Raw genomic sequence first — 23,313 nt, 5'->3', positions numbered from 1 at the left:
GTACGGCGAGTGGCGCTTCAAGGACAGACGGTTCGGGGTGTCACTCGAATCCGCCGCTGATCAGGCCGAGGCGGACCAGCTCCGTCAGCGGCTCGAGCACGTTGACCGCCCCGAATCCGACCCACAACGGCCGGTCGTCCTCGCGCCGGGCGCGCGCGGGCTCGATGAGCGGCATCGGGTGGGTCGCCGCGAGGACCTCCGCCACCTCGGCCACCTCGCCGCCCTCGACCGCAAGCGCACACGCGACCAGCACGTTGAGGAAGCCGTGGTGGGTGAAGCCGGTCTCCGGGTCGGTGTGTCGCAGCGCGTGGCGCAGGCCGGCGGCGAGCTTGAACGACAGCTCACGGTCCCGGCAGGCGCAGATGACGGCGGCGAACTCCACCGGGGTCGGGAAGAGCTCGGCCGCCAGCCCGCCGACCCGGAACTTCGGGCGGATGGCCAGCCCCCCGGCCCGCGCCTCGGCGACCGTGTCCAGGGCGGCGAGCAGACCCCAGCTCAGCGGGATCTCGGCGTACACCTGGAGGTCCTGCTCCTCGGCGGCGAGGCGGCGCAGGGCGCCGAGGCCGGGCTGGGGATCCTCGCCGCGCCGGGACACCAGGGCCTCCACCTGGGTCACGATCGCGCCGGCAGCGCGCAGCTTCGCCACGGCGGCGGGCAGGGCCGAGATGGCGGCGTCGTTGACGACGCCGACGGTCAGCTCGCGGGGCGGCGAGTCGAGATGGACGAGCGACGAGGGTACGAGCAGAGCGCCGAGCAACGGGGCATACCAGGCGCTCCGGTGCTTGCGGTGGACGGCGACGGCCTCGCTGACACCGGCGACGCCGGGGGGCAGCACGGACGCATCGTCCACGAGCCCGGCGAAGAGCGGCGGCACCAGCGTTGACACGATTCTGAACCTAATGGACTCGGTGATGGCAGGAAAGAAGGCGGGGAGCCGATGGCTCCCCGCCTCCCCCGTTCGCGGAGCTCAGCTGATGTGGAAGGGCTCGCCGTACACGGCGAAGTCGAGCGGGGTGTTCAGGTCGAAGTTGCCGTTGCGGAGAAAGACGCGCTGGGCGGTGTCCACCCGGGAGGTGTCCGAGTGGGCCTCCTCCTTGTTCATCTCGATCACGCGCTCGTCGAGGAACGCGTTGAGCCAGGTCGTCTCGTTGCCGCCCTGCGCCGGCGGCTTCGCCTTGCGCAGAGCCCGGCTCCGGATGTCGCGCATGCCCTCGTAGCCGTGCATGACCGCCGCGTCGTAGTAGGCGAACTGGCCGAGGGCGCGTACGCCGTCGTTCTTGCCGTCGCGTACCGACGGGTTGAAGTAGACGCGGTCACGCTCCGCCTCCTGAGCGGCCCGGAACACCGAGTCGTTCGCGGCCGTACGCCAGTCGCGGGGGAAGTTGGGGTCGAGACCGGCGTGCGAGTCGGTGCCGTTGACGTTGCGCAGCGCCGGCAGGTACTTCGCCAGCACGTTGTTCGGCTTGGTGGCTGTGTACGCCTCGACCAGCTCGAGCATGTCGCCCGTACCGGAGCAGAAGCCGATGATGCCGGCGGTGTAGCCGCGGCCGTCGTCGATGTCCTCGATGTACGAGAACTGGGCCCGCCAGTCCAGCGACGAGTTCTCGGCGGCCGAGACGATCTGCATCGCCACGTCCTTCTTCGCCGGGTTGTCGAGGTTCACGCCGCTGCCGGGCGGCGCGGTGGTCGGCGTGGTCGGCGTGGGGGTGCCGCCGGGCAGGGTCCACTTCTGGTTGGCGCCCGTGTTGCAGGCCCAGATCTGCAGGCGGGTGCCGTTGGCCGTGCTCTGCCCGGGTACGTCCAGGCACTTGCTCGAGCCGGTGTTGACCAGGGTGCCGCCGGAGCCGGCGGTCCACTTCTGGGCGCCGGTGCCGTTGCATGAGTAGAGCTGGATCTTCGCGCCGCCGGCGGTCGATCCGTCCGTGACGTCCAGGCACTTGCCCAGCGCTCGGATCGACCCGTCGCTGTTGCCGACGGTCCAGGCCTGAGCATTGGTGCCGTTGCAGTCGTAGAGCTGGATCGCGGTGCCGTTGGCGGAGTTGGCGGCGGCGACGTCGACGCACTTGCCGCCGAGTCCCGTGATCGGCCCGGCGGTGGCTGCTTCCGCCGGCAGGAGCCCGTACACGACGGCGGTTGCGGGGACGAGCACGCCGCCGAGGGCATAGGCCAGCGTTCGTTTGCGGATCATGGCGCTCCTCGTGGGGGGATGGAGGGGTGGGCGCACAGGAGGGCCATCGACGACGGGCGCTGGGATACCCGTCATCGATGGCGATGACTGGTGACGCTAGGTCAGTAAAAGTGTTTTATCAATACCGAGTTTCCCGGCGTGCCGGTGATCGGGAAACCTCAGACCGATGGCACAGCGTGACAACCCTTGACTTCGGACCGGGGCGGTTCTACGGTCCAGCTAATTGTTAGCCAGATTGCCAATCACTTCGGAGGCCCGGTGACACGCCTGGCGGGTTCGTCCAAGCTGCTGCGCGCCATGAACGCGAGCGCGGCGCTCGCCCACCTGCTCGAGCGGGGCGGGCTCACCCGGGCCGACCTGCGCAAGCTCACCGAACTCTCGACGCCGACGATCTCCGAGGTGCTGCGCCGCCTCACCGATGCCGGACTCGTGACGATCGTCGGCTACGACAGCGGCCGTCCCGGACCCAACGCGGAGATCTACGCGGCCAACCCGGACGCAGCGTACGCCGCGGCGGTGTCGGTCCGCGACATAGGCGCCAGTCGAACTCCGTCGGTCGTCGCCGCCCTCTGCGACCTCACCGGCGCGGAACGGGCCCGCATCGAGCGGCAGATCGACTTCCTGCACGCCGACCCCAAAACCGCCTTGGTCGACGTGGTCGCCGACCTGCGGGAAGAGGCGGGCGTCGCGGCCGAGGCCGTGCACCACGTCCAGCTCGGCGTCGCGGGCTCGTACGACTCCCGAGCCGAGACCATCCGGCACGTCGACGTTCCCGGCTTCGCCCGCCCCGGCCTGGTGCCGGAGATCGCCGCGGCGCTCGGCACCCACGTCGGCGTCGACAACGACGTCAACCTCGCCGCGGTGGCCGAGCGCCGCCGCGGTGTGGGCCGCGCCGTCGACGGCTTCGCCCTGCTGTGGCTCGGCCAGGAGGGCCTCGGTCTCGCCATCGACATCGGCGGCACGCTGATGCGCGGCGCCCGCGGTGGCGCCGGCGAGATCGGCTACATGCCGCTGTACGCCCCCGACTCCACCCACCGCAAAGTGGACCTCCAGGACCTCGTCGGCGGCGCCGCGCTGCTGGCGCTCGGCCAGGACCACGGCGTGCCGGGGCGTACCCCGCTCGAGGTGGTCACCGCCGCCGCGAGCGATCCCGGCCGCTCCGGGGAGTTCTTCACCCAGCTCGCCGACCGGATCGCGGTCGGGCTCGCCGCGGTGATCGCCGTGCTCGACCCGTCGCTCGTCGTCCTCGCGGGCCCGGTCGCGCAGGCCGGCGGCGAGACCCTGCTCGCCGCGGTCACCGCCGCCTCCCGCCGGGCGGCCCCGCTGGAGAGCACCATCGCCGTCACCACGATCGACGACGACGCCGTGCTGCTCGGCGCCCTCGACGCCGGGCTCACCGCCGTCCGCGAGGCGCTGATCGCCGAGATCCGCGACAACCAGGCCTGATTTCCCGCACCTTTTTTTGCCGAGAGGACCCCTCGAGTGAACAAGCGGATACCCCCTGCCCAAAAATCCATCATCGCGGCCGCGGCCGCGCTGCTGCTGACCGCCGCCTGCACCCCCGCCCCCAAGGAACAGAAGATCGCCGACCCGGGTACGGAGGTGTCCGGCACGGTCGAGCTGTGGCACTTCTTCACCGAGCGGGAAGCCACCGCCATCGATACGGTGGTCAAGGAGTTCCAGGACAGCCACCCGAAGATCAAGGTGACCGTGAAGTCCGGTCAGGACGACGCGAAGATGACCCAGGCCATCGGCGCCGGCAACGGGCCGGACATCGGGCTGTCGTACTCCACGGACATCGTCGGCAAGTTCTGCTCGTCCGGTGCGTGGGTGGACCTGGCGCCATACGTCAAGCGCGACAACATCGACCTCGGCCAGCTGAACGCCACCACCCGGCAGTACACCGAGTTCGACGGCAAGCGCTGCGCGATGCCGTTCCTCGCGGACGCGTACGGGATGTTCTACAACAAGGACCTGTTCGCCAAGGCCGGCATCGCCGCGCCGCCGAAGACCCTGGACGAGCTGACCGAGGACGCCAAGAAGCTCACGGTCAAGAACGCCGACGGGTCGCTGAAGACCGTCGGGTTCCTCCCGCTCTTCGACTTCTACGAGAACGCGGCCGCCCACCTTGCCCCGGCCGTCGGCGCGAAGTGGCTGACCGACGACGGCAAGTCCGCCGTCGGCACCGACCCCGCCTGGAAGACCCTGATGACCTGGCAGAAGAACCTGGTCGACTGGTACGGCTACGAGAACCTGCAGAAGTTCCGGGCGGGCCTGGGCGACGAGTTCAGCGCGGACAACGCGTTCCAGAAGGGCCAGGTGGCGATCAACATCGACGCCGAGTACCGGCTCGCCTTCGTCAAGGACCAGGCACCCAAGCTGAAGTACGGCGTCGCACCCATCCCCGCCGGCGACCCGGCCCGGTACGGCGGCGGCTACGTCACCGGCAACATCGTCGGCATCTCCAAGAACGCCAAGAATCCCGAGGCGGCCTGGGAGCTCATCAAGTACCTGACCACGAACGACGCGACGATCGTCAAGCTGGCCAACTCGCTGAAGAACCTGCCGACGACCACCAAGGCGATCAGCGACCCGGGCCTGCAGGTGGAGCCCGAGTTCAAGACGTTCATGGACATCTTCGCCAGCCCGAACTCGTCCACCACGCCGCCGTCCGCGTCCGGGCCGGCGTACCAGGAGACGTTCGGGACGTTCGCGACGAACTGGCAGTCCGGCAAGGTCAAGGACCTCGATGCCGGCCTCGCCGACGCCGACAAGCAGATCAACAGCGTGATGACGCTGGGCGGCTGACCATGCGGCTGCGCCGGAACCTGACCACCCTGTCCTTCCTGGCCCCCGCGCTGGTCGGCATCCTGGTGTTCTTCGTCTACCCGCTGCTGTCCGCGATCTACTTCTCGTTCACCAAGTTCGACCTGCTGACCGTGCCGCAGTGGGTCGGGCTGGCGAACTACCGGCGGATGGCCGAGGACCCCTTCCTGCTCCAGTCGATCCGCAACACGCTGTGGATGGTCGTGGTCTTCGTCCCGGTACGCATCATCAGCGCGATCGGCCTGTCGATGCTGCTCACCCAGATCAAGCGGGGCGCCGGCTTCTTCCGGACGATCTTCTACCTGCCCGCGCTGGCGCCCCCGGTGGCCGCCACCATCGCCTTCGTCTACCTGCTCAAGCCCGGCACGGGCCCGGTCAACACGTTCCTGGGCCACCTGGGCATCGAGGGCCCGCTCTGGTTCAACTCGCCGGACTGGTCCAAGCCGTCGCTGGTGCTGCTCGGGCTCTGGGGCATCGGCGACCTGATGATCATCTTCCTGGCGGCGGTGCTGGGCGTCTCACCCAGCCTCTACGAGGCGGCGTCGCTCGACGGCGCCAACGCCTGGCACCGCTTCCGCTACATCACCGTGCCGACGATCCGCCCGGTGATCCTCTTCGCGGCGGTCACCGGCGTGATCTACACGCTGCAGTACTTCGACCAGGCCGCGGTCGCCGGCTCGATCGCCAGCGGGCAGGCGGCCACCGGCGCCGGCATCTCCTCGTCCTTCGGCTTCCCCGAGGGCTCCACCTTCACCTACCCGCTCTGGCTCTACACGGTCGGCTTCCGCTACAACGCGCTCGGCTACGCCAACGCCATGGCCGTCGCGCTGTTCGTGGTCGCGCTCGCGGTGACGGTGATCCTGCTCCGCCGCTCCAAGGCCTTCTCCGGGGAGGACCAATGACAACCCTGCTGGAACGGCCGCCGGTCACCGCCGCGGTCACCGATCGACAGGTACGCCGCCAGAACCGGCTCGCGTGGATCGCCCGGCACAGCATCGCGATCGTGCTGGCCATCATGTTCCTGACCCCGGTGGTCTACCTGCTCCTGATCTCCGTCATGACCAGCAACCAGGCGCTGACCAGCGACTACTGGCCCAACACCTGGCACTTCGAGAACTACGTACGCGTCTTCGAGGTCACCCCGCTGCCGCGCTACCTGCTCAACACGGTGATCTACGCCGTGCTGGCCACTCTGTTCATGCTGCTGTCCAGCGTGCCTGCCGCGTACGCCCTGGCCAAGCTGAGGTTCCGCGGCCGCAACGCGATGTTCCTCGGCGTGATCTGCGTGATGATGCTGCCCCCGCAGGTGGTGACCGTGCCGCTCTACCTCATGTGGGCCCGGTACGGCCTCACCGGCTCGCTCGCGCCGCTGGTCATCCCGATGCTCTTCGGCGACGCGTTCTGCATCTTCCTGTTGCGGCAGTTCCTGCTCACCATCCCGTCCGACTATCTGGACGCGGCCCGGGTCGACGGATGCGGCGAGTGGCGCACCCTCATCCGGGTCGTGCTCCCGATGGCCCGGCCGGGCATCGCGGCGGCCGGCCTGTTCCAGTTCTTCTATGCCTGGAACGACTACTACGGGCCGCTGCTCTACACGAGCGAGAACGAGAACTCCTGGACGCTGTCCCTGGGCCTCGCCTCGTTCCACGGTGTCCATCACGTCGACTGGAACCTGGTCACCGCCGCCACGGTGCTGGCCATGGCCCCGATCGTCGTCGTGTTCTTCTTCGCCCAGAAGGCATTCGTCCAGGGCGTCACACTCACGGGAGTCAAAGGGTGAAGATCGCTGTCGTCGGCGGCGGGTCCACGTACACGCCGGAGCTGGTGGACGGGTTCGCGCGGCTCGGGTCGATGGTGTCGGAGCTGGTCCTGATCGATCCCGCGGGGGACCGGCTCGACGTGGTCGGCGCCTTCTCCGCGCGGATCTTCCAGCACTACGGCCACCCCGGGAAGGTCACCTGGACCACCGACCTCGACGCCGGCGTCACCGACGCCGACGCCGCGGTGATCCAGCTCCGGGTCGGCGGGCAGGCCGCGCGGATCAGTGACGAGACCTTCCCGCTGGACTGCGGCTGTGTGGGCCAGGAGACCACCGGGGCGGGCGGGCTGGGCAAAGCTTTGCGTACGGTCCCGGTCGTGCTCGACGTCGCCGAGCGGATCCGGGCGCGCGCCAGACCCGGCGCGTGGATCGTCGACTTCACCAACCCGGTCGGCATCGTGACCCGGGCCCTGCTCGACGCGGGGCACCGGGCGGTGGGGCTCTGCAACGTGGCGATCGGCTTCCAGCGCCGCTTCGCCCGGATGCTCGGCGTCGACCCGGCGGCGGTGGTGCTGGACCACGTCGGCCTGAACCACCTCACCTGGGAGCGCGCGGCCTATGTGGACGGCGTCGACCGGCTGCCGTACCTGATCGAGAATCACCTCGCGGAGCTCGCCGAGGAGGTGGACCTCGATCCCGGGATCCTGACCACGCTCGGGAACGTGCCGTCCTACTACCTCAGCTACTTCTACGCGCACGACCGTCACGTCCGGGACGCCGCGGGCGCGCCCACGCGGGGACAGCGGGTGGCTGAGATCGAGGCGACCCTGCTGGAGATGTACCGCGATCCGGCGCTGGACGAAAAGCCCGCTCTGCTGGGCGAACGCGGCGGGGCGTACTACTCGGAGGCGGCGGTCGGCCTCATCGCGGCGCTCTACGGCCACGACCCGGACGGGGTCCACTCCGTCAACATCCGCAACGACGGCGTGCTGCCCTTCCTGCACGACCGGGCCGTCATCGAGGTGTCCGCCCACGCCGGCAAGGACGGCCCGGCACCGCTGCCGGTCACCCCCCTCGCGCCCGACCTGGCCGGACTGGTCGCGCACGTCTCCGGGTACGAGGAACTGGCGCTCGATGCCGCACTGCACGGCGGCCGGCAGCGGGTGTACCGGGCGTTGTTGGCCCACCCGCTGATCGGCCAGCACGACTACGCGGAGGCGCTCACCGACAAGCTGCTCGCCGCGGGTGCCCAGCACCTGGCCTGGGCCCGATGAGAGCGCTCTACCTGGCCGTGGACGGCGGCAACTCGAAGACCGACGTCCTCCTCGGCACGGCGGACGGCGAGGTGCTCGGCTTCGTCCGCGGGCCCACCACCTCCCCGCACACCATCGGGCTTCCCGGCACCCTCAAGGTCCTGGTTTCCCTGATCACCGCCGTACGCGAGGAAGCCGGCCTGGCCGCCGCCACCCCGATCGACCTGGCCGCGGTGTATCTCGCCGGGGCGGACCTGCCGATCGAGGTGGAACGGTTGCAGGCGGCGATCACGGCGCGCGGATGGAGCCGCGCCACCCTGGTGGACAACGACTGCTTCGCGCTGATGCGCGCGGGCACGTCGCTGCCGGACGCCGTCGCCGTGGTGTGCGGCGCGGGCAACAACTGCGTGGGCCGGGCGGCGGACGGCCGGACGGCCCGGTTCGTCGCCCTCGGCCCGATCTCCGGCGACTGGGGCGGCGGCCACGACCTCGCCGAGCACACCCTGCGCCTCGCCGCCAGGGGCGAGGACGGCCGCGGCGACGCCACCGTGCTGTCCGCGGCGGTCGCCGGCTACTTCGGCCGGGCCACAGTGGAGGACGTCAGCATCGGCCTGCACCTCGGCGAGATCGACCTGCTGAGGATCCGGGAGCTGACACCGCTGCTCTTCGCCGCGGCGACCGAGGGCGATGCCGTCGCGGCCGGGCTGGTCCGCCGGCAGGCCGAGGAGATTCTCGCCCAGCACCGGGTCGCGGCGGGGCGCCTCGGGCTGCTCGACGCCCGCCACGCGCTGGTGCTGGGCGGCGGCGTCCTCTACGCCCGGCACGCCGTCCTGCACGACCAGGTGGTGGCCGGCGCCCGGGCACAGGCACCCCTGGTGGAGATCAGCGTGCTCGATGCTCCGCCGGCGGTGGGGGCTGCCCTGCTGGCACTGGACGCGCTCGGGCACTCCCCGGCCGCGGAGCAACGCCTGCGCGCCGCGATGCGAAGCGCCTCGCCCACGACGGCGGTCCCGGCCGTGGCCATCGAGAACGCCGGGTGAGCCCGTTCAGGGGCGGTGGGTGAGGACGATCAGTTCCGCGGTGGCGGCCAGCACCATGGCCGCCACCAGGGGGACCAGGCCGCCGAGCACCGCGTACAGGACGAGGAGCAGGGGAGCCGGCGCGGTCGCGTACACCGCCGAGGTCAGCCTCGGCCCGAGCCGGCGAAGCACCGTGCCCAGCGACTCGGGGCGGACCTGACGGGCCAGCCATCCGGCGACCCCGGCCAGGATCGCCACGCCGATCACCGCCGCCCACATCCGGGCCACGCCCGGGCTGGCGAGGGTCATCACGGCGCTGAGCACCGCCGTGACGATCACGCCGTTGGCGCCCAGTAGGACGGCATGCCGGACGGCGTCCGCCATTGCCGCGGAACGATCGAGCACCGGTCCCGCCGGCCGGCTCACCTCGACTACCGGGGACGGGGGCGGCGGCGTCTCGACGGGGTCGGCCACCGGCGGCAACGTCGCCTCGTCCGCGAGGGCCTCCAGCGCGACGGCCCACCGGCGTCGCTCCAGCCGGACGACGCCGACGTCACGCTGGGCATCGCCGACTGCCGAGTCCAGGTCCAAGGCTTCGCCGTACCCGCGCTGCGCCAGGTCGAACAGGCGCAGCCGGGCAGCGACCACGGCCAGCACCAGGTGCGCCTCGGCCTCGCGCGGGGCCAGCCGTACGCCGTTCCAGGCGGCGTTCAGCGCCTCCTGCCCGTTGCGCGACTCGCTGAGCAGGCCGGCGCCCGTACGCTGCGCGAACGCGTCCTCCGGCCAGCGGGTCAGGATGTCGGTCGCGACCTGGGCCGCCTCGGTGAACCTGCGGTCGTCGATGAGGGCCATGGCCCGCACCACGAGGGGCTCGATCGTGCCGGGCGCGGACGCCACCGCCCGCTCGGCCGCCTCCAGCGCCGCCTCCGCCTGCCCGGCCGCCACGTGCAGCCGGGCGAGCGTGACCAGCAGTCCGGGATCGGCCGGCGCGGACGTCAGGCCCGCCGCGATCTCCCCGGCGGCCTCGTCGTAGCGGCCCAGATCGGCGAGCAGCATCGCGCGTCTGCGGTATTCCTCGGGAGTCGTCTCGGGCTCGGACTGGGAGGTGGGCTCGCTCGACACCCACCGAGCGTAGGTCGTCTACTGCGAGATCACCTTGTTCGGGGTGAGCCGGCAGACCACCCGGACCGTCCCGGGCAGATCGAACGTGTACGGCCGGTCGTCGTACTTGAGGCTCAGCTCGTTGATGAGCTCCGGGCCGCCCTCCTCGACGAGGGTCACGGTGCCGTCCACGGTGAAGTACGAGTACGGCTGCGCCGGGTCGTACGCGCAGATCGACACGCGCGGGTCGCGCTCCATGTTGCGGGTCTTCCGGCGCCCCCGGACGGTGGAGAACAGCACGTCGTCGCCGTCCCGCTTGACCCAGATGACGGTGGACTGCGGGCTGCCGTCCGGATTGATCGTGGAGACGACGGCGAAGGTCGTGCCGTCCAGGAGCCGGCGGACGTCGTCGGGGAGCGAAGTAGTCACGAAGCGATCATGCCCCCGCCGCGTGGATGAGGGCGGTGGCGATCGCCGCCAGGCCCTCCCCGCGTCCGGTAAGGCCGAGGCCGTCGGTGGTGGTTCCGGACACCGTGACCGGGGCGCCCACCGCGTCGGAGAGGACCTTCTGCGCCTCCTCGCGGCGCATGCCGATCTTCGGTTTGTTGCCGATGACCTGGATGGCCACGTTGCCGACCTCGTAGCCGTGGGCACGCACCCGGCGCACGGTCTCGCTCAGCAGCTCGACGCCGGGAGCGCCGGCCCATTGCGGCTCTGCGGTGCCGAAGTTGCTGCCGAGGTCGCCGAGGCCGGCGGCGCTCAGCAGGGCGTCGCAGGCGGCGTGCGCGGCGACGTCGGCGTCGGAGTGGCCGGCGAGGCCGGATTCGCCCGGCCACATCAGGCCGGCGACCCAGCACACCCGCGACGGGTCGAAGGCGTGCACGTCCGTACCGATGCCGATGCGCTGATCCACGGCGTCAGGCTACGCGGAGCAGGGCCTCGGCGATCACGAGGTCCAGCGGACGAGTGATCTTCAAAGCGAGGTCGGACCCGGGTACGCACAGCACCGGCGTGCCAGCCTTCTCGACCATCCCGGCGTCGTCGGTGTGCGCGTCGAGCCCGGCCCGGTGGGCGGCGGCGAGGACGTCGTGCCGGAAGCCCTGCGGCGTCTGCACGCTGCGCAGGACCGAGCGGTCGACGGTGCCCACGACGGTCTCGTCCGGGCCGACCTCCTTGACGGTGTCGACGATCGGGAGCACCGGGATCACCGCCGGGTGGCCGTCCCGCACGGCGGTCGCCACCGACTCCACCAGCTCGGGCGGGGTCAGGGCGCGGGCCGCGTCGTGCACCAGCACGATCTCGACGTCCGCCGGCACGGCAGCCAGCATGGCGGCGACCGAGTCCTGCCGCTCGGCCCCGCCCGCGAGGACCACGACGGGCGCGACCGGCTCGAGCAGCGCGCGGACGGCGGCCACCTCGGCGGCGGGCGCGGCCACCACGATCATGCGGACCGACGGGGCGGCGGCGACCCGGCGTACCGCGTGGACGAGCAGGGGTTCGCCGGCGAGGAGGCGAAGGGCCTTGGGCGCACCCGGGCCGAGGCGTACGCCCGAACCCGCCGCCGGAACGAGGACCGCGACGTCACCGCGAGCATTGAGCTGCGCGGTCACGTCGCGGTCCTTGCGTTCGACAGGTGGTGCAGAGAGGTGGTGGAAACGTCAGGCCTCGGTGAGCACCTTGTCGAGGAGGACTTCCGCCTCGTCCTTGGTGCTCTTCTCGGCGAGGGCCACCTCGCCGACGAGGATGTCGCGGGCCTTGGCGAGCATGCGCTTCTCCCCGGCCGAGAGACCACGCTCGCGCTCGCGACGCCAGAGGTCACGAACAACCTCGGCAACCTTGAGCGGGTTGCCGGAGGCGAGCTTCTCGAGATTGGCCTTGTAACGCCGCGACCAGTTGGTCGGCTCCTCGGTGTGCGGAGCGCGGAGGACGTCGAAGACCTTGCCCAGGCCTTCCTCGCCGACCACTTCGCGCACGCCGACGATCTCGGCGTTCTCAGCGGGCACGCGGACTGTCAGGTCACCCTGGGCGACCCGAAGGACGAGGTACTTCTTCTCCACGCCCTTGATCGTTCTAGTCTCGATTGCCTCGATGAGTGCGGCCCCGTGGTGGGGGTAAACAACGGTCTCGCCGACACTGAAAACCATAGGTTCGAAACCCCTTTCGCTGTGTCTAGGGTAACACGCTCCGGCAGCGATGTCCCACCCTGGCCGTGACTGTTAGTGCAGCTCAGGAGGCCTGTGAGCCGTCTTTCTCCCGCTTGACATGCGGGCGTAGAACTGCCTCAGTGACCCAGAGTGATGACATCGTGACGACAAGACTCAGCGAGTCGGACATTCCCGACCTGGTGTGTTTGTGAGGTCAAGCTTATCGCTAGCGACCCGGCGGCCCGACTACTGGCGGTCCGGCCCCCGGGTGGGGGAGGCTGGGTGCAGGGCCCCTGCGGCACATGAGACCCTGCGGCAGAGGGGAGGGTGGACCATGGGCAGTTTGAGCGACAACGGAGGTGGCCGGCCGGGTGACGGCGGCTCCCCCGACGGCCTGCCCGGGCTCCCCGCCGAATGGGGCGTCATCGTCGTCCCGGACGATCTCTCCGAGCTGTCCGACGAGGTCACGGCCATCCAGACCGAGCTGCGCCGGTCCCAGCAGCAGACCCGCTGGCAGCGGTTCGCCGACCGCACGGGCATGCGCGTCCTGCGCCGCCTCGGCTCGGCCAGCCTGCGCGCGCCGGTGCTCATCATCTCGATGGCGATCCTCGTGACGATCGCCAGCCTCTTCGCCTCCGCGTGGCCGCAGCCGGCCCGCTCGCCGGCGACCCAGCGCACCGCGAACACCACCGACGAGGGCCCCGGAACCCTGCCCGCCCTCGAGCTGATCGGCACGGACGGGCAGACCGTCCCGCTTCGCGGGCAGTTACCCGCCGTCATCCTGCTCACCGACGGTTGCGACTGCCGTCAGCTCGTCGCGGACACGACCGCGGCGGTGCGGCCCGACATCACGGTCGTGACGGTGGTCGCCAAGGCCCCCTCGACCGCGGCGATCCAGGTGCCGCCGACGAACATGACCCCTCAGGCCCAGGGCAAGACGGTCCGCGCACTGCGCGACCCGACCGGTGAGCTGCGGTCCGGCCTCGGCCTCGGGGCCGAGGACGGCACGGCGGCGGTGCTCCTGGTCAACCACGAGGGGGACATCGTCCGGAAAGTGCCGCGGACGGCCAGTATCGGGGACTTCCAACCCGACCTGGCCCGACTGTGACGCACCGTAACGTCCGAAATCTGACTTTGCGTGGATCCGCCGGCCCGTAGGACCGCACGCGGGTCGGCCGCCAGTGGATCCGCCGGCCGTCAGTAGGACCGCACGCGGGTCAGCCGCCACCGGAAGACCGTCGTCCCCTTGGTCTCGGCCGACACCGCCATGAAGAAGGCGTCCGCGAGAGCGACCGACACCTCGACCTTCTCGGGCGCCTCCGCCGCGCACGGCACCGCCCGGCCGGAATCCTCCGTCGTCGTGCTCAGCCGCACCCGGATCCGGCCTTCGCCCAGACAAGCCACCGCGAGCTCGTAAGAACCGCCCCGGACAGCGGTGCTGCGCTCCGCCTGATCGCCGGCGGCGAGCACCATCGTCTCCGCCTGCGCCTGCAGCGGGACCTCCGGGAGCAGAAGCTCGACCGTACGGCGGCGGGAAGCGATCTGCGGATCCTCGCCCGGCTCCGGGGCAGCCCGCAGGAACCACACTGCACCGGCCGCCGTGAGCAGGGCGGCGAGCGCGTACAGCGTCACGCCCTGCGCCCGGTCCCGCGTCACGCGCCCAGACTAGAGCTTGTCGAGAAGGACTCCGTACAGAGTGAGGCCGGGACCGAAGGCCAGCATGACCACACGTTCCGGCGGGGTGGGCCGGCGGCGGAGCTCCTCCAGCACCAGCAGGACCGTCGGCGACGAACAGTTCCCGTACGCCGACAGCACCGCACGCGACGCCGCGAGATCGTCGTCGGTGAGCCCGAGCCGGTCCTGCACCACGTCGAGAATCCTGGGGCCGCCGGGGTGCACCGCCCAGCCGTCCACCTCCGCGACCGCCAGCCCGTTGCGGCCCAGCAGCTCGTCGACCAGCGCCCGTACGTGCACCGACAGCACGTCCGGGACCTGCGGCGAGAGCCCCATGCGGAAGCCGAGGTCGGTGACGTCCCAGGTCATGTGCCCGGCCGTGGTCGTGTCCGTGAGGGCGGCGACGTCGCTCACCGCGTACCCGTGGGAGGCGCCCGGGGTGAGCACGACGGCGGCCGCGGCGTCCGAGAAGAGCGCGTGCGAGACGATCTGCTGGATGTCGGCGCGGGCGTCGGGCGGCTGCAGGTGCAGGCTGGTCAGCTCGGCGCAAAGCAGCAGCGCCGGACGGCCCCGGGCAGCCACGAAGTCCGCCGCCGTGCCGAGGCCGGGCAGGGCCGCGTAACAGCCCATGTGGCCCACGAACAGGCGCTGCAGCCGCGGGGACATGCCCATGTCGCGGGCGAGCAGGATGTCGAGGCCCGGCGTCGCGTAGCCGGTGCAGGAGCACACCGCGAAGAGGCCGAGCTCGTCGGCCGCCACCCCGGCATCGGTCAGAGCGCGCCCGACCGCCTCCTTGCCCAGCGGCACCGCCTCGACCTGGTAGCGGCGCATCCGGCGCTCGGTCGACCAGTCGGACACGTCCTCCAGCAGCGGGTTCACCGCCGCCTGCCGGCTGCGGACCCCCGAGTTCGCGAAGATCCGCTTGGCCAGGCCGCGCCGCCCGCCCGCCGCGTAGTGCCGGTCGAAGTAGCCCTCCCACAGCTCGTCCTGCACCGCCGAGGGCGGCAACGCCACCCCGAGCCCCGCGATCGCCGCACGACCGATTCCCACTGTGCCTCCCCAGGCCGACCCCCTTGATACCCGCGCAGGCCGATCACCAACGTGGGGCCGTGCCCTCCGAATCCGGGTCGCCACCGAGGGCCTCGACGCCGAGCCAGTCGGCGCAGACGTCCGAGGTCGCCGGCTGCAGCGAGCCCGCGCGCGCGTCCCGGTAGAGCCGCTCCAACGGGTGTCCGCGGCGCATCGCCGAGGTGCCGGCGGCCTCCAGCATCGATGCGGCGACCTCGGCCGCGGTCGTACCGGCCAGCAGCTTGGCGCGCCACACCCAGCGGTTGGTCTCGGTGTCGCCCGGCGCCTCGTCGACCCGGCGGGCCGCCTCCATGACGGCCAGGTGGGCGGCCGCCACCGCGGCGTCGGCCCGGCCGATGCGCGCGCGTACGGCGGGCAGGTGCCCCAGCTTGCGCGCGTTGACGTGCTCCACGGCGGCGTCCACGGCCGCGCGCGCCACACCCACGTAGACGGCCGCGTAACTGGCAACCATCCAGTGCGGAGCGAGCTGGGCGACGACAAGCGCGAGCCCCTCCACCCCGCCGAGCAGCGCGCCCTCCGCCACGGTCACGTCGACGTGCACGTCGTGGGAGCCGGTCGCCCGCATACCCAGCGCGTCCCAGGTCGGCTCGACCGTCAGCCCGTCCCCGGCCGGCACGAGGAACTGCGAGACCTGCGCCGGGTCGGCGGCGCTGCGGGCGGCCACCAGGTAGGCGTCCGCGTGCCCCGCGCCCGAGCAGAACGTCTTGGCGCCCTTGATGTGGAAGCCGTCGGGCGTCCGCTCGTAGGTGGTGGTCATCTCCGACAGCCGCGAGCCGGCGCCCCGCTCGCTCATGGCCACGGCGTACCAGCTGCCGTCCGCGGCGGCGCGCAGATAGCTGTCCCGGGCCTCGAGGGCCTCCGGCGGCAGGCCCAGCGCGTCGGCGAGCTCGTTGGTGACACCGCTCAGGGCGCCCGTGACAGAGGCGTGCATGTTGAACACGAGCGCCGTGGCGCCGTTGCCCCGGGCCAGCTCGTACGCGACCGCCGCATAGTCGGCGAACCCCGCGCCCTTCCCGCCGAGCCGCGCCGGGACCATCAGCCCGAACAGGCCCGAGCGGCGCAGATCCGCGAAGTCCTCCACCGGGAAGGACCCCGTACGGTCGCACTCGGCGGCCCGGGCCGCGAACCGCGGCGCCAGCCGCCGTGCCTCGTCGGCCGTCATGGCCGCGCCCCCTCACCCTGCTTGAGTCCCATGCCCTGGTAGAGCACCTGCGTGGAGCGGGTCGGCACCATCCGGCCCAGGCTGTACATCCGCGGGCCGGTCGGCAGGAACAGCCAGCGGACCAGCCCCGGGATGCTCGGCCGGATCCCGCGGACCCGCAGCCGTACGCCGTGCTTGGCGCAGTGGGCCGTCAGGTCGCCCGGATCGACGAACAGCTCCGGATCATGGATGCCCACCGGCGCGGCGCCGAACCGCTCGCCGAGCGTGACGGACACGAAGCGGCCGAGCCGGGTGTCGTTGATGGTGTCCAGCACCAGCAGGCCGCCCGGCCGCAGCACGCGGCAGAGCTCCGCCACGGTGGCCGGCAGGTCGGGGACGTGCTCGAGGATCTCCCCCGCCACGACCACGTCCGCGCATTCGTCGGCGAGGGGCAGCGCGGTCACGTCACCGGTGATCGCCGACACACCCCGCGCGGCGGACTGCTCGAGGCCCGAGCGGCGCAGGTCGACACCGACGTGCCGGTAACCCAGGCGCTCGACGTGCGGGGCGAGCAGCCCGCCGCCGCACCCCGCGTCCACCAGGACCGCCCCGGGACGCGCCGCGGCCGGCACCAGCGCGCCGCGCGCCTTCGCCAGCCAGTGCAGCAACTCGAACTCCCCGCCGGGGCGCCACCATTCGCCGGCCAGGTCATCGTACTGACGGGGATCATTGCGCGGCAGCGGCATGTGATCGAGCGTGGCACGACCGGGGCTCAACCACCACACTGCACTCATGCACGATCCCGTCGCCCTGCTCAAAGCCTCGCACGCCGAACCCGGTGCGGCCGTGACGCTCGCCATGACGCTGCTCGCCGTCGGGGTCGGGCATCGCGGGTGGGCGGTGGCCGGGGTGGCCGCGGCGATCGGCGCCACGCAGCTCTCCGTGGGCTGGGTCAACGACTGGCTGGACGCCGACCGGGACCGCGCCACGGGACGGACCGACAAACCCGTGGCTTCGGGGGCGGTCTCCCGGCGTACCGTCGGCATCGCTGGTCTGATCGCCTCGCTGGCAATCCCGCTGCTGGGGCTGCCCTTCGGCGCGGCGGCGACCGTCTGCATCACCATCGTGGGCATCTTCGCCCTGCTCTACGACTGGCCGCTCAAGTCCACGCCGCTGTCCATCGTGCCGTACCTGGTGGCGTTCGGCCTGATGCCGGCCTTCGTGGTGCTCGCCCTGCCCGGCCATCCGTGGCCGCCGGTCTGGCTCGTCGCGGCCGGCGCGCTGCTCGGCGGGGGCGCGCACTTCGCCAACGTGCTCCCGGACCTCGCCGACGACGCCGCGACCGGTGTGGTCGGCCTGCCGCACCGCCTCGGCGCCGCCTGGTCGCAGGTCGCGGCCGCGGCATTGTTGCTGGCCGCGACGCTGACGCTGGTCTTCGGACCGCCCGGACCGCCGTCGTGGCAGGGCGTCGCGGCCGCCACGGCCGCCGTGGTGGTTCTTCCGGCCGGTTGGTACGCGGGAAAGAAAGCGCTGAAACGGGGTACGCGTCAGGTGGCCATGTTCCGTTCGGTGATCGTGGTGGCGCTGATCGACGTCGCTCTGCTGGTGTTCACCGGCCGGGTCGTGTGAAAGGCCGGGTCGGCGTACGCCGCGGATCTCGGCCCTCTAGGCTGATCGGCGGAGGATTATCGAGCTTCTTGGAGGACTGTGATGCGCTCACTGGGAACCCGCCGCGCCTTCCTGGCCACGGGTGTCGCCACGGTGGCCGCGATCGCGCTCGCCGGATGCAGCGCCGGCCAGGTCGCCGAGACCTCGCTCAAGCGGCCCTCCAATCCGGGCGCCAACGTGGGGAACTCCAAAGGCAGCGTGGTCATCCGCAACCTGTCGGTGCAGTATCCGGGCATCGAGGGCTATGCCGCGGGCGAGAACGCGCCCCTGGAGCTCGGCATCTACAACCAGACCCGGCAGGCGATCACCGTGCTGGTGAGCAGCCAGCCCCTCGCCGGCGCGGGTGACAAGCAGGGCGTCGTCTCCGGGAAGCAGGTCGGCCTGGTCGGCGGTGCCGCCGCCACGCCGTCGGCGCCCGCCACGGCGATCCCGGAGCCGTCCGGCAGCCGCCCCTCCGGCAACCAGGACGATCAGAACGGCGAGCAGATCCCGGACCCGAGCGGCAACCCGAGCCCCGGCGAGACGCCGTCCGCCGCCCCCTCGGCGGCCGGCGGGGCGGTCCGCCCGGCCCGCATCGAGATCGGCCCGCTGAACTCGGTGACGTTCCTCCCCGGCGACCGGGAGCAGCTCGAGGTGATCGGGCTCACGGGCAAGCTCATGCCGGGCAACTCGGTGAACTTGGTCTTCGAGTTCAGCGACGGCGCCGACCCGCTGGTCGTGCAAGCCCCGGTCAGCGTGCCGGCCTCGCCGGCCTCACGCGCCCCGGGCGACCCGGCGGAGAACACGCAGGAGTAGTCCTCCCTTTGTCACACCCTCGGGCTAGCGTGGCCGTGTGACGACTTCCCGCACCCGTTCGGAACCGCGCCCGGCCTACCAGTGCGACGCGTGCGGGCACCAGCCGCCGAAGTGGCTCGGGCGCTGCCCGGAGTGCAACGAGTGGGGCTCGATCATCGAGTCCACGGTGACCGGCCCGGTGATCTCCGGCCGGGTGATCAGCTCGCGGCTGCCGTCCGAGCCGGCGCGTCCGATCGCGACGATCAGCGCGGCTCCCGCCAAGGCGGTGCCCAGCGGCGTCACGGAGCTCGACCGGGTCCTCGGCGGTGGCCTGGTGCCGGGTGCGGTCGTGCTGCTGGCCGGCGAGCCGGGCGTGGGCAAGTCCACCCTCCTCCTCGACGTCGCGCAGCAATGGGCGGCGGGAGCGGGCACGCCGTCCCTCGTGGTCAGCGGCGAGGAGTCGGTAAGCCAGGTCCGGCTGCGCGCCGAGCGGCTGGGCGCCCTGCACGACCGGCTCTACCTGGCCTCCGAGAGCGATCTGGGCGCGGTGATCGGCCACCTCGACGCGGTCAAGCCGGGCCTGCTCATCATCGACTCGGTGCAGACCATCTCGGCTCCCGGCACCGAGGGCGTGCCCGGCGGCGTGACCCAGGTGCGCGCCGTCACGGCCGCCCTCGTCAGCGTCGCCAAGGAACGCGGCGTCGCGACCGTCCTGGTCGGCCACGTCACCAAGGACGGCTCGGTGGCCGGCCCCCGCGTGCTCGAGCACCTCGTCGACGTCGTCCTGCACTTCGAGGGCGACAAGCACTCCTCGCTGCGGCTGGTGCGCGGCGTCAAGAACCGCTACGGCGCGGCGGACGAGGTGGGCTGCTTCGAGATGCACGAGAGTGGCATCGTCAGCCTGGCCGATCCCTCGGGGCTCTTCCTGACCCGCTACAACGAGCCGGTGCCGGGCACGTGCGTCACGGTGGCGATGGAGGGCCGGCGGGCGATGGTGACCGAGGTGCAGGCCCTGATCGGGGCGCAGGTGCAGGGGTCGCCTCGGCGTACTGTCTCGGGCCTCGACAGCGCCCGGCTGGCGATGGTGCTGGCCGTGCTCCAACGCCGGATGGAGAAGATCAAGCTGCACGACCGCGAGGTCTTCGCCGCGACGGTCGGCGGCATCCGGATCACCGAGCCGTCGGCCGACCTGGCCATGGCCCTCGCGGTGGCGTCCGGCGCGCTCAATCTCGCGATGGCACCGCACCTGGTGGCGATCGGCGAGGTCGGCCTCACCGGCGAGGTCCGGCGGGTCGGCGCGGCGGAGCGGCGGCTGGCGGAGGCGGCTCGGCTGGGCTTCCGGTTCGCGCTGGTGCCCCCCGGATGCGGTCCCGAGTCACCGCCCAAGGGCATGCGCGTCGTCGAGGTCGGCGACCTCCAGACGGCGGTGCAGTGGGCCGCGCGGGCGTCGGCGGAGTGACGGCGCCTGTGCCCCTGTTTCGGTTACTCGTCGTGAGCAACGATCACGCTATGGAGCATCGGCCGAACCGCGGCTCGTTGACCTGGATGACAGTCCGTAGAATGTCCAGGTGCCGCTCGACCGCGATGCCTCCACCAACCGTCCTGCCAACGGGGCTGCCCCGGGCATCAACGGATCGGCAGCCCGTCCGATGACCCCGACGACGCCCGGCCTGACCGGCGGCGGGGTCAGTGGTGACCCGCTGCGCGCCAACCTCGCCCTGATGGCCCCCGGCACCGCGCTGCGCGACGGCCTCGAGCGCATTCTGCGCGGCCGCACCGGCGCGCTGATCGTCCTCGGCCACGACGAGGTCGTGGAGCGCATCTGCACCGGCGGCTTCCCCCTCGACGTGGAGTTCTCGGCCACCCGCCTGCGCGAGCTGTGCAAGATGGACGGTGCGGTGGTCCTCTCCAGCGACGGCACCCGCATCGTGCGCGCGGCCGTGCACCTCATGCCCGACCCGGACATCCCGTCGGAGGAGTCCGGCACCCGGCACCGCACCGCCGAACGGGTCGCCAAGCAGTCCGGCTTCCCGGTCATCTCGGTGAGCCAGTCGATGCGCATCATCGGCCTCTACGTGAACGGCCAGCGCCACGTCCTCGACGACTCGGCCGCCATCCTCTCCCGCGCCAACCAGGCCCTCGCCACCCTCGAGCGCTACAAGCTGCGCCTCGACGAGGTCTCCGGCACCCTCTCGGCCCTTGAGATAGAAGACCTGGTGACCGTCCGTGACGCGGTGGCGGTCGTCCAGCGCCTCGAGATGGTCCGCCGCATCGCCGACGAGATCTCCGGCTACGTGGTGGAGCTCGGCACCGACGGCCGGCTCCTCGCGCTCCAGCTCGACGAGCTGATGGCCGGCGTCGACGCCGACCGCACCCTGGTCATCCGCGACTACCTGCCGACCGGCCGCAAGGCCCGCACCCTCGACGAGGCCCTGGTCGAGCTCGACCTGCTGACGGCCACCGAGATGATCGACCTGGTCGCGGTCGCCAAGGCGATCGGCTACGCGGGCGCGTCCGACGCCCTGGACGCGGCTGTCAGCCCGCGCGGCTTCCGGCTGCTGGCCAAGGTGCCCCGGCTGCCGGCCCAGATCGTCGAGCGGCTGGTGGACCACTTCGGCAGCCTGCAACGCCTGCTCGGCGCGACGGTCGAGGACCTGCAAGCCGTCGAGGGCGTGGGCGATGCCCGGGCCCGAGGGGTGCGGGAAGGACTGTCCCGGCTGGCCGAGGCCTCGATCCTCGAGCGCTACGTCTAGCGGTCAGGCGGTCAGGCGGTCAGGGTGAGCGTCACCGGGGCGCTCAGCTTCCCGCCCAGGCGGGCGCGGATCTGATACTGCCCCGCCAGCGGCGCCGTACCCGCCGCGAGACCGGCCGAGCACTTGTTCGACTGGCGCCCGTTCCACGTCACGTTGTACTCCCGCTCCCCGTTGGGCGGGATCTGGCGGACATCCGAGCCCTTGGCGTTGCTGCACGCGTCCGAGGACCAGATCTTCTGGACGCCCGACTCGATGTACAGCTCCTGCAGGTCGGCGCCCACGTCCCGGGAGCACATCCGCGCCGAGACGTTCTTGATCTTCAGCCGGATCTCGACCGGGACGCCGCGGCGGGCAGTCGTGGCCGCCGGGATGGGCGTCACCGAGATCTCCGCGTCGGTGCACGAGCCGTCGGCGGGAACCGTCACGTTGGTGTTGGTCCCGGCGTCCGTGCCGGTGTCCGTCCCCGCGTCCGTGCCGTCGCCGGGTTCGGTGACCGGCTGGCCGTCCGTGCCCGCGGACCGGATGTCCTCCGGGTCCGGCAGCGACGGGTTGCCCGCGCCTGCGGGCGGGTCGACGAAGGAGGGCTCGTCCTCCGGGGTCCTGGACGCCGGGGCGGGAATCGGGGCCTGCGACGATGCCCCCGAGCCGCGCTTGCTGTCGTCGTCACCGCCGGAGCAGGAGACGAACAGCACGATGACGCCGAGCAGGAGTGCGCCCAGCACCACAGCTCGACGCCGCCAGTACACGGCGGCGGGAAGGGGACCAACCGTCGTACGCATGATGGGTGCACCGTATCGCCGTGATGCCATCGAAGCCGCCGCGACGCGCCGGGGTACGCGACACCGGCTCGTTTACTGATCGTCAGAGATACACCTTGCGCTGATACACGGCGTGCGCACCGGCGACCCGGTCGAGGAACAGCTTGCCCGCGCAGTGGTCGATCTCGTGCTGCAGGGCGCGCGCCTCGAAGGCGTCGGTGGTCAGGCGCACGGCTTCCCCCGTAACCGGAAGAACGGCCTCGACCACGACGCGGCCGGCGCGTTTCACGTCGCCGGTGAGATCCGGCACGGACATGCAGCCCTCGCGACCGGGCCGCCACCGGCTGGCCTCCACCACGCGGGCGTTGCACAGCACGAACGTGCCGTGCGACGTCGCGGTCTTCGGATGCTCGGTGACGTCCACGACGAAGACCTGCGCACCGACCGCGACCTGCGGCGCGGCGAGGCCGACGCAGCCGGGCGAGACCCGCATGGTGGCGACCAGGTCGGCCGCGAGCTGGACGATCTCCGGGTCGGTCGGGTCGACCTCGGCGCCCACGCGGCCCAGGACCTCGGCGGGAGCGGTCACGACCGGGAGGACCCGGCCCTCGACACCCAGCACGTCGGGCTTCCAGTCGGCCAGCGCGTCACTCACAGGACGTCCGATTCCGCACGCCGCAGCGTCACGTCGACACCCAGCTCGTCGGCCGCCACGGCGAGGCGTACGGCCAGGTCGTCGGCCGCCCCCGCGGGCAGGTCCACCTCGGCGACGAGCACGTACAGCGGCCCCGTGAGCCGCGTGGTCAGGTCGGTGATGTTGCCGCCGGCCGCCGCCACCACCCGGGTGACCGCGGCGACGATGCCCAGCCGGTCCGCGCCGTGCACGCTCACCAGGTACGGCTCGCCGCCGCTGCCCGACTCCGCCTCGGGTTCCACCGCCCGTACGGTGGCCAGCAGCCCGCTGAGCGGCTCCAGCGCCTTCTCGACGTCCGCGGCGGACGGGCCGGTGCAGATCAGCGTCATCGCGAAATGCCCGCGCAGCCGGGTCATCGTCGAGTCGGAGAGGTTGGCACCGACGCCGGCGAGCGCCTCGGAGACGTCCGCGATGATGCCGGTGCGGTCCGGGCCTATGACGGTGATGGCGAGCTCGTTCATCCGGGCATCTT

General features: G+C 71.8%; 25 protein-coding genes. 11 read left to right on the top strand and 14 right to left on the bottom strand.

What is annotated here, in order from left to right; all coding sequences use genetic code 11:
- Positions 1-40: 40 nt before the first annotated feature.
- Positions 41-886 (bottom strand): hypothetical protein, encoded by an 846-nt coding sequence (locus AB0368_RS32795; RefSeq protein ID WP_366157893.1) that lies wholly within the window; start codon positions 884-886, stop codon positions 41-43.
- Positions 887-967: 81 nt separating this feature from the next.
- The gene (locus AB0368_RS32790; RefSeq protein ID WP_366157892.1) at positions 968-2,188 is read right to left on the bottom strand and encodes a chitosanase; all 1,221 of its coding nucleotides are present in this window, start codon (positions 2,186-2,188) and stop codon (positions 968-970) included.
- A gap of 258 nt (positions 2,189-2,446) precedes the next feature.
- Between AB0368_RS32790 and AB0368_RS32785 the strand changes: the two genes are divergently transcribed.
- From AB0368_RS32785 to AB0368_RS32760, 6 genes are read left to right on the top strand one after another with little or no spacing between them, the layout of a single operon-like run.
- Positions 2,447-3,634 (top strand): ROK family transcriptional regulator, encoded by a 1,188-nt coding sequence (locus AB0368_RS32785; RefSeq protein WP_366157891.1) that lies wholly within the window; start codon positions 2,447-2,449, stop codon positions 3,632-3,634.
- Between the two features lie 36 nt (positions 3,635-3,670).
- On the top strand, positions 3,671-4,996 hold the full coding sequence (locus AB0368_RS32780) for an ABC transporter substrate-binding protein (protein ID WP_366157890.1): 1,326 nt from the start codon (positions 3,671-3,673) through the stop codon (positions 4,994-4,996).
- Between the two features lie 2 nt (positions 4,997-4,998).
- The gene (locus AB0368_RS32775) at positions 4,999-5,916 is read left to right on the top strand and encodes a sugar ABC transporter permease (protein WP_366157889.1); all 918 of its coding nucleotides are present in this window, start codon (positions 4,999-5,001) and stop codon (positions 5,914-5,916) included.
- Positions 5,913-6,794 (top strand): carbohydrate ABC transporter permease, encoded by an 882-nt coding sequence (locus AB0368_RS32770; RefSeq protein ID WP_366157888.1) that lies wholly within the window; start codon positions 5,913-5,915, stop codon positions 6,792-6,794. Before AB0368_RS32775 ends, AB0368_RS32770 begins: the two co-directional genes overlap by 4 nt.
- Positions 6,791-8,047, top strand: coding sequence for a 6-phospho-beta-glucosidase (locus AB0368_RS32765; RefSeq protein ID WP_366157887.1), 1,257 nt, complete (start codon positions 6,791-6,793; stop codon positions 8,045-8,047). The genes AB0368_RS32770 and AB0368_RS32765 overlap by 4 nt, the downstream gene beginning before the upstream one ends.
- Positions 8,044-9,066: a BadF/BadG/BcrA/BcrD ATPase family protein gene (locus tag AB0368_RS32760; protein WP_366157886.1), complete on the top strand. Its 1,023-nt coding sequence runs from the start codon at positions 8,044-8,046 to the stop codon at positions 9,064-9,066. The genes AB0368_RS32765 and AB0368_RS32760 overlap by 4 nt, the downstream gene beginning before the upstream one ends.
- 6 nt (positions 9,067-9,072) lie before the next feature.
- Here AB0368_RS32760 and AB0368_RS32755 read toward each other — a convergent pair whose 3' ends face one another.
- From AB0368_RS32755 to AB0368_RS32735, 5 genes are read right to left on the bottom strand one after another with little or no spacing between them, the layout of a single operon-like run.
- Positions 9,073-10,167, bottom strand: a complete 1,095-nt coding sequence (locus AB0368_RS32755; RefSeq protein WP_366157885.1) for a tetratricopeptide repeat protein — start codon at positions 10,165-10,167, stop codon at positions 9,073-9,075.
- Positions 10,168-10,185: 18 nt separating this feature from the next.
- On the bottom strand, positions 10,186-10,575 hold the full coding sequence (locus tag AB0368_RS32750) for a PPOX class F420-dependent oxidoreductase (RefSeq protein ID WP_366157884.1): 390 nt from the start codon (positions 10,573-10,575) through the stop codon (positions 10,186-10,188).
- A gap of 7 nt (positions 10,576-10,582) precedes the next feature.
- Positions 10,583-11,059, bottom strand: coding sequence for a 2-C-methyl-D-erythritol 2,4-cyclodiphosphate synthase (gene ispF, locus AB0368_RS32745; RefSeq protein WP_366157883.1), 477 nt, complete (start codon positions 11,057-11,059; stop codon positions 10,583-10,585).
- 4 nt (positions 11,060-11,063) lie between these two features.
- Positions 11,064-11,756: a 2-C-methyl-D-erythritol 4-phosphate cytidylyltransferase gene (ispD, locus tag AB0368_RS32740; RefSeq protein WP_366157882.1), complete on the bottom strand. Its 693-nt coding sequence runs from the start codon at positions 11,754-11,756 to the stop codon at positions 11,064-11,066.
- Between the two features lie 48 nt (positions 11,757-11,804).
- Positions 11,805-12,290 carry a CarD family transcriptional regulator gene (locus AB0368_RS32735; RefSeq protein WP_023562842.1) on the bottom strand — a complete coding sequence of 162 codons (486 nt, stop codon included), beginning with the start codon at positions 12,288-12,290 and terminating at the stop codon, positions 11,805-11,807.
- Between the two features lie 334 nt (positions 12,291-12,624).
- Here AB0368_RS32735 and AB0368_RS32730 point away from each other — a divergent pair, with 334 nt between their 5' ends.
- Complete coding sequence (locus AB0368_RS32730; protein ID WP_366157881.1) at positions 12,625-13,398, top strand: hypothetical protein; 774 nt, start codon at positions 12,625-12,627, stop codon at positions 13,396-13,398.
- An 89-nt stretch (positions 13,399-13,487) separates the two neighbouring features.
- Here AB0368_RS32730 and AB0368_RS32725 read toward each other — a convergent pair whose 3' ends face one another.
- From AB0368_RS32725 to AB0368_RS32710, 4 genes are read right to left on the bottom strand one after another with little or no spacing between them, the layout of a single operon-like run.
- Positions 13,488-13,946 (bottom strand): DUF6023 family protein, encoded by a 459-nt coding sequence (locus AB0368_RS32725; protein ID WP_366157880.1) that lies wholly within the window; start codon positions 13,944-13,946, stop codon positions 13,488-13,490.
- 9 nt (positions 13,947-13,955) lie between these two features.
- Positions 13,956-15,008 (bottom strand): type III polyketide synthase, encoded by a 1,053-nt coding sequence (locus tag AB0368_RS32720; protein ID WP_366157917.1) that lies wholly within the window; start codon positions 15,006-15,008, stop codon positions 13,956-13,958.
- A 49-nt stretch (positions 15,009-15,057) separates the two neighbouring features.
- Positions 15,058-16,215, bottom strand: coding sequence for an acyl-CoA dehydrogenase family protein (locus AB0368_RS32715; RefSeq protein WP_366157879.1), 1,158 nt, complete (start codon positions 16,213-16,215; stop codon positions 15,058-15,060).
- The gene (locus tag AB0368_RS32710; protein ID WP_366157878.1) at positions 16,212-16,988 is read right to left on the bottom strand and encodes a methyltransferase domain-containing protein; all 777 of its coding nucleotides are present in this window, start codon (positions 16,986-16,988) and stop codon (positions 16,212-16,214) included. Before AB0368_RS32710 ends, AB0368_RS32715 begins: the two co-directional genes overlap by 4 nt.
- On the opposite strand from AB0368_RS32710, the gene AB0368_RS32705 reads away from it, so the two are divergent.
- The 4 genes from AB0368_RS32705 to disA all read left to right on the top strand — a co-directional run bounded on the left by AB0368_RS32705 (position 16,987) and on the right by disA (position 21,389).
- A complete protein-coding gene (locus AB0368_RS32705; RefSeq protein WP_366157877.1) occupies positions 16,987-17,823 on the top strand; it encodes a UbiA family prenyltransferase in 837 nt (278 codons plus the stop codon). The two genes, AB0368_RS32710 and AB0368_RS32705, sit on opposite strands and share 2 nt — an antisense overlap.
- Positions 17,824-17,904: 81 nt before the next feature.
- The gene (locus AB0368_RS32700) at positions 17,905-18,657 is read left to right on the top strand and encodes a hypothetical protein (protein ID WP_366157876.1); all 753 of its coding nucleotides are present in this window, start codon (positions 17,905-17,907) and stop codon (positions 18,655-18,657) included.
- A 37-nt stretch (positions 18,658-18,694) separates the two neighbouring features.
- A complete protein-coding gene (radA, locus tag AB0368_RS32695) occupies positions 18,695-20,095 on the top strand; it encodes a DNA repair protein RadA (RefSeq protein WP_366157875.1) in 1,401 nt (466 codons plus the stop codon).
- A 190-nt stretch (positions 20,096-20,285) separates the two neighbouring features.
- Positions 20,286-21,389, top strand: coding sequence for a DNA integrity scanning diadenylate cyclase DisA (gene disA, locus AB0368_RS32690; RefSeq protein ID WP_366157916.1), 1,104 nt, complete (start codon positions 20,286-20,288; stop codon positions 21,387-21,389).
- 11 nt (positions 21,390-21,400) lie between these two features.
- On the opposite strand, the gene AB0368_RS32685 is transcribed toward disA, so the two are convergent.
- The 3 genes from AB0368_RS32685 to AB0368_RS32675 all read right to left on the bottom strand — a co-directional run bounded on the left by AB0368_RS32685 (position 21,401) and on the right by AB0368_RS32675 (position 23,302).
- A complete protein-coding gene (locus AB0368_RS32685; RefSeq protein WP_366157874.1) occupies positions 21,401-22,168 on the bottom strand; it encodes an adhesin in 768 nt (255 codons plus the stop codon).
- Positions 22,169-22,250: 82 nt separating this feature from the next.
- A complete protein-coding gene (locus AB0368_RS32680) occupies positions 22,251-22,802 on the bottom strand; it encodes a peptide deformylase (RefSeq protein ID WP_366157873.1) in 552 nt (183 codons plus the stop codon).
- Positions 22,799-23,302 carry an ACT domain-containing protein gene (locus AB0368_RS32675; protein ID WP_366157872.1) on the bottom strand — a complete coding sequence of 168 codons (504 nt, stop codon included), beginning with the start codon at positions 23,300-23,302 and terminating at the stop codon, positions 22,799-22,801. Before AB0368_RS32675 ends, AB0368_RS32680 begins: the two co-directional genes overlap by 4 nt.
- Positions 23,303-23,313: the final 11 nt, after the last annotated feature.

Origin of the sequence: Actinoplanes sp. NPDC051475 (assembly GCF_040689425.1) — a bacterium.
Lineage (GTDB): Bacteria > Actinomycetota > Actinomycetes > Mycobacteriales > Micromonosporaceae > Actinoplanes.
This window is presented reverse-complemented; position numbering and strand designations above follow the sequence as displayed.

What these genes read in the sequence shown, in the direction of transcription:
- AB0368_RS32790 (WP_366157892.1), bottom strand. Translation starts at nt 2,188, where the DNA reads ATGATCCGCAAACGAACGCTGGCCTATGCCCTCGGCGGCGTGCTCGTC.
- AB0368_RS32775 (WP_366157889.1), top strand. Translation starts at nt 4,999, where the DNA reads ATGCGGCTGCGCCGGAACCTGACCACCCTGTCCTTCCTGGCCCCCGCG.
- AB0368_RS32770 (WP_366157888.1), top strand. Translation starts at nt 5,913, where the DNA reads ATGACAACCCTGCTGGAACGGCCGCCGGTCACCGCCGCGGTCACCGAT.
- AB0368_RS32760 (WP_366157886.1), top strand. Translation starts at nt 8,044, where the DNA reads ATGAGAGCGCTCTACCTGGCCGTGGACGGCGGCAACTCGAAGACCGAC.
- AB0368_RS32735 (WP_023562842.1), bottom strand. Translation starts at nt 12,290, where the DNA reads ATGGTTTTCAGTGTCGGCGAGACCGTTGTTTACCCCCACCACGGGGCC.
- AB0368_RS32730 (WP_366157881.1), top strand. Translation starts at nt 12,625, where the DNA reads ATGGGCAGTTTGAGCGACAACGGAGGTGGCCGGCCGGGTGACGGCGGC.
- AB0368_RS32715 (WP_366157879.1), bottom strand. Translation starts at nt 16,215, where the DNA reads ATGACGGCCGACGAGGCACGGCGGCTGGCGCCGCGGTTCGCGGCCCGG.
- AB0368_RS32705 (WP_366157877.1), top strand. Translation starts at nt 16,987, where the DNA reads ATGCACGATCCCGTCGCCCTGCTCAAAGCCTCGCACGCCGAACCCGGT.
- AB0368_RS32710 (WP_366157878.1), bottom strand. Translation starts at nt 16,988, where the DNA reads ATGAGTGCAGTGTGGTGGTTGAGCCCCGGTCGTGCCACGCTCGATCAC.
- AB0368_RS32700 (WP_366157876.1), top strand. Translation starts at nt 17,905, where the DNA reads ATGCGCTCACTGGGAACCCGCCGCGCCTTCCTGGCCACGGGTGTCGCC.
- disA (WP_366157916.1), top strand. Translation starts at nt 20,286, where the DNA reads ATGACCCCGACGACGCCCGGCCTGACCGGCGGCGGGGTCAGTGGTGAC.
- AB0368_RS32685 (WP_366157874.1), bottom strand. Translation starts at nt 22,168, where the DNA reads ATGCGTACGACGGTTGGTCCCCTTCCCGCCGCCGTGTACTGGCGGCGT.
- AB0368_RS32675 (WP_366157872.1), bottom strand. Translation starts at nt 23,302, where the DNA reads ATGAACGAGCTCGCCATCACCGTCATAGGCCCGGACCGCACCGGCATC.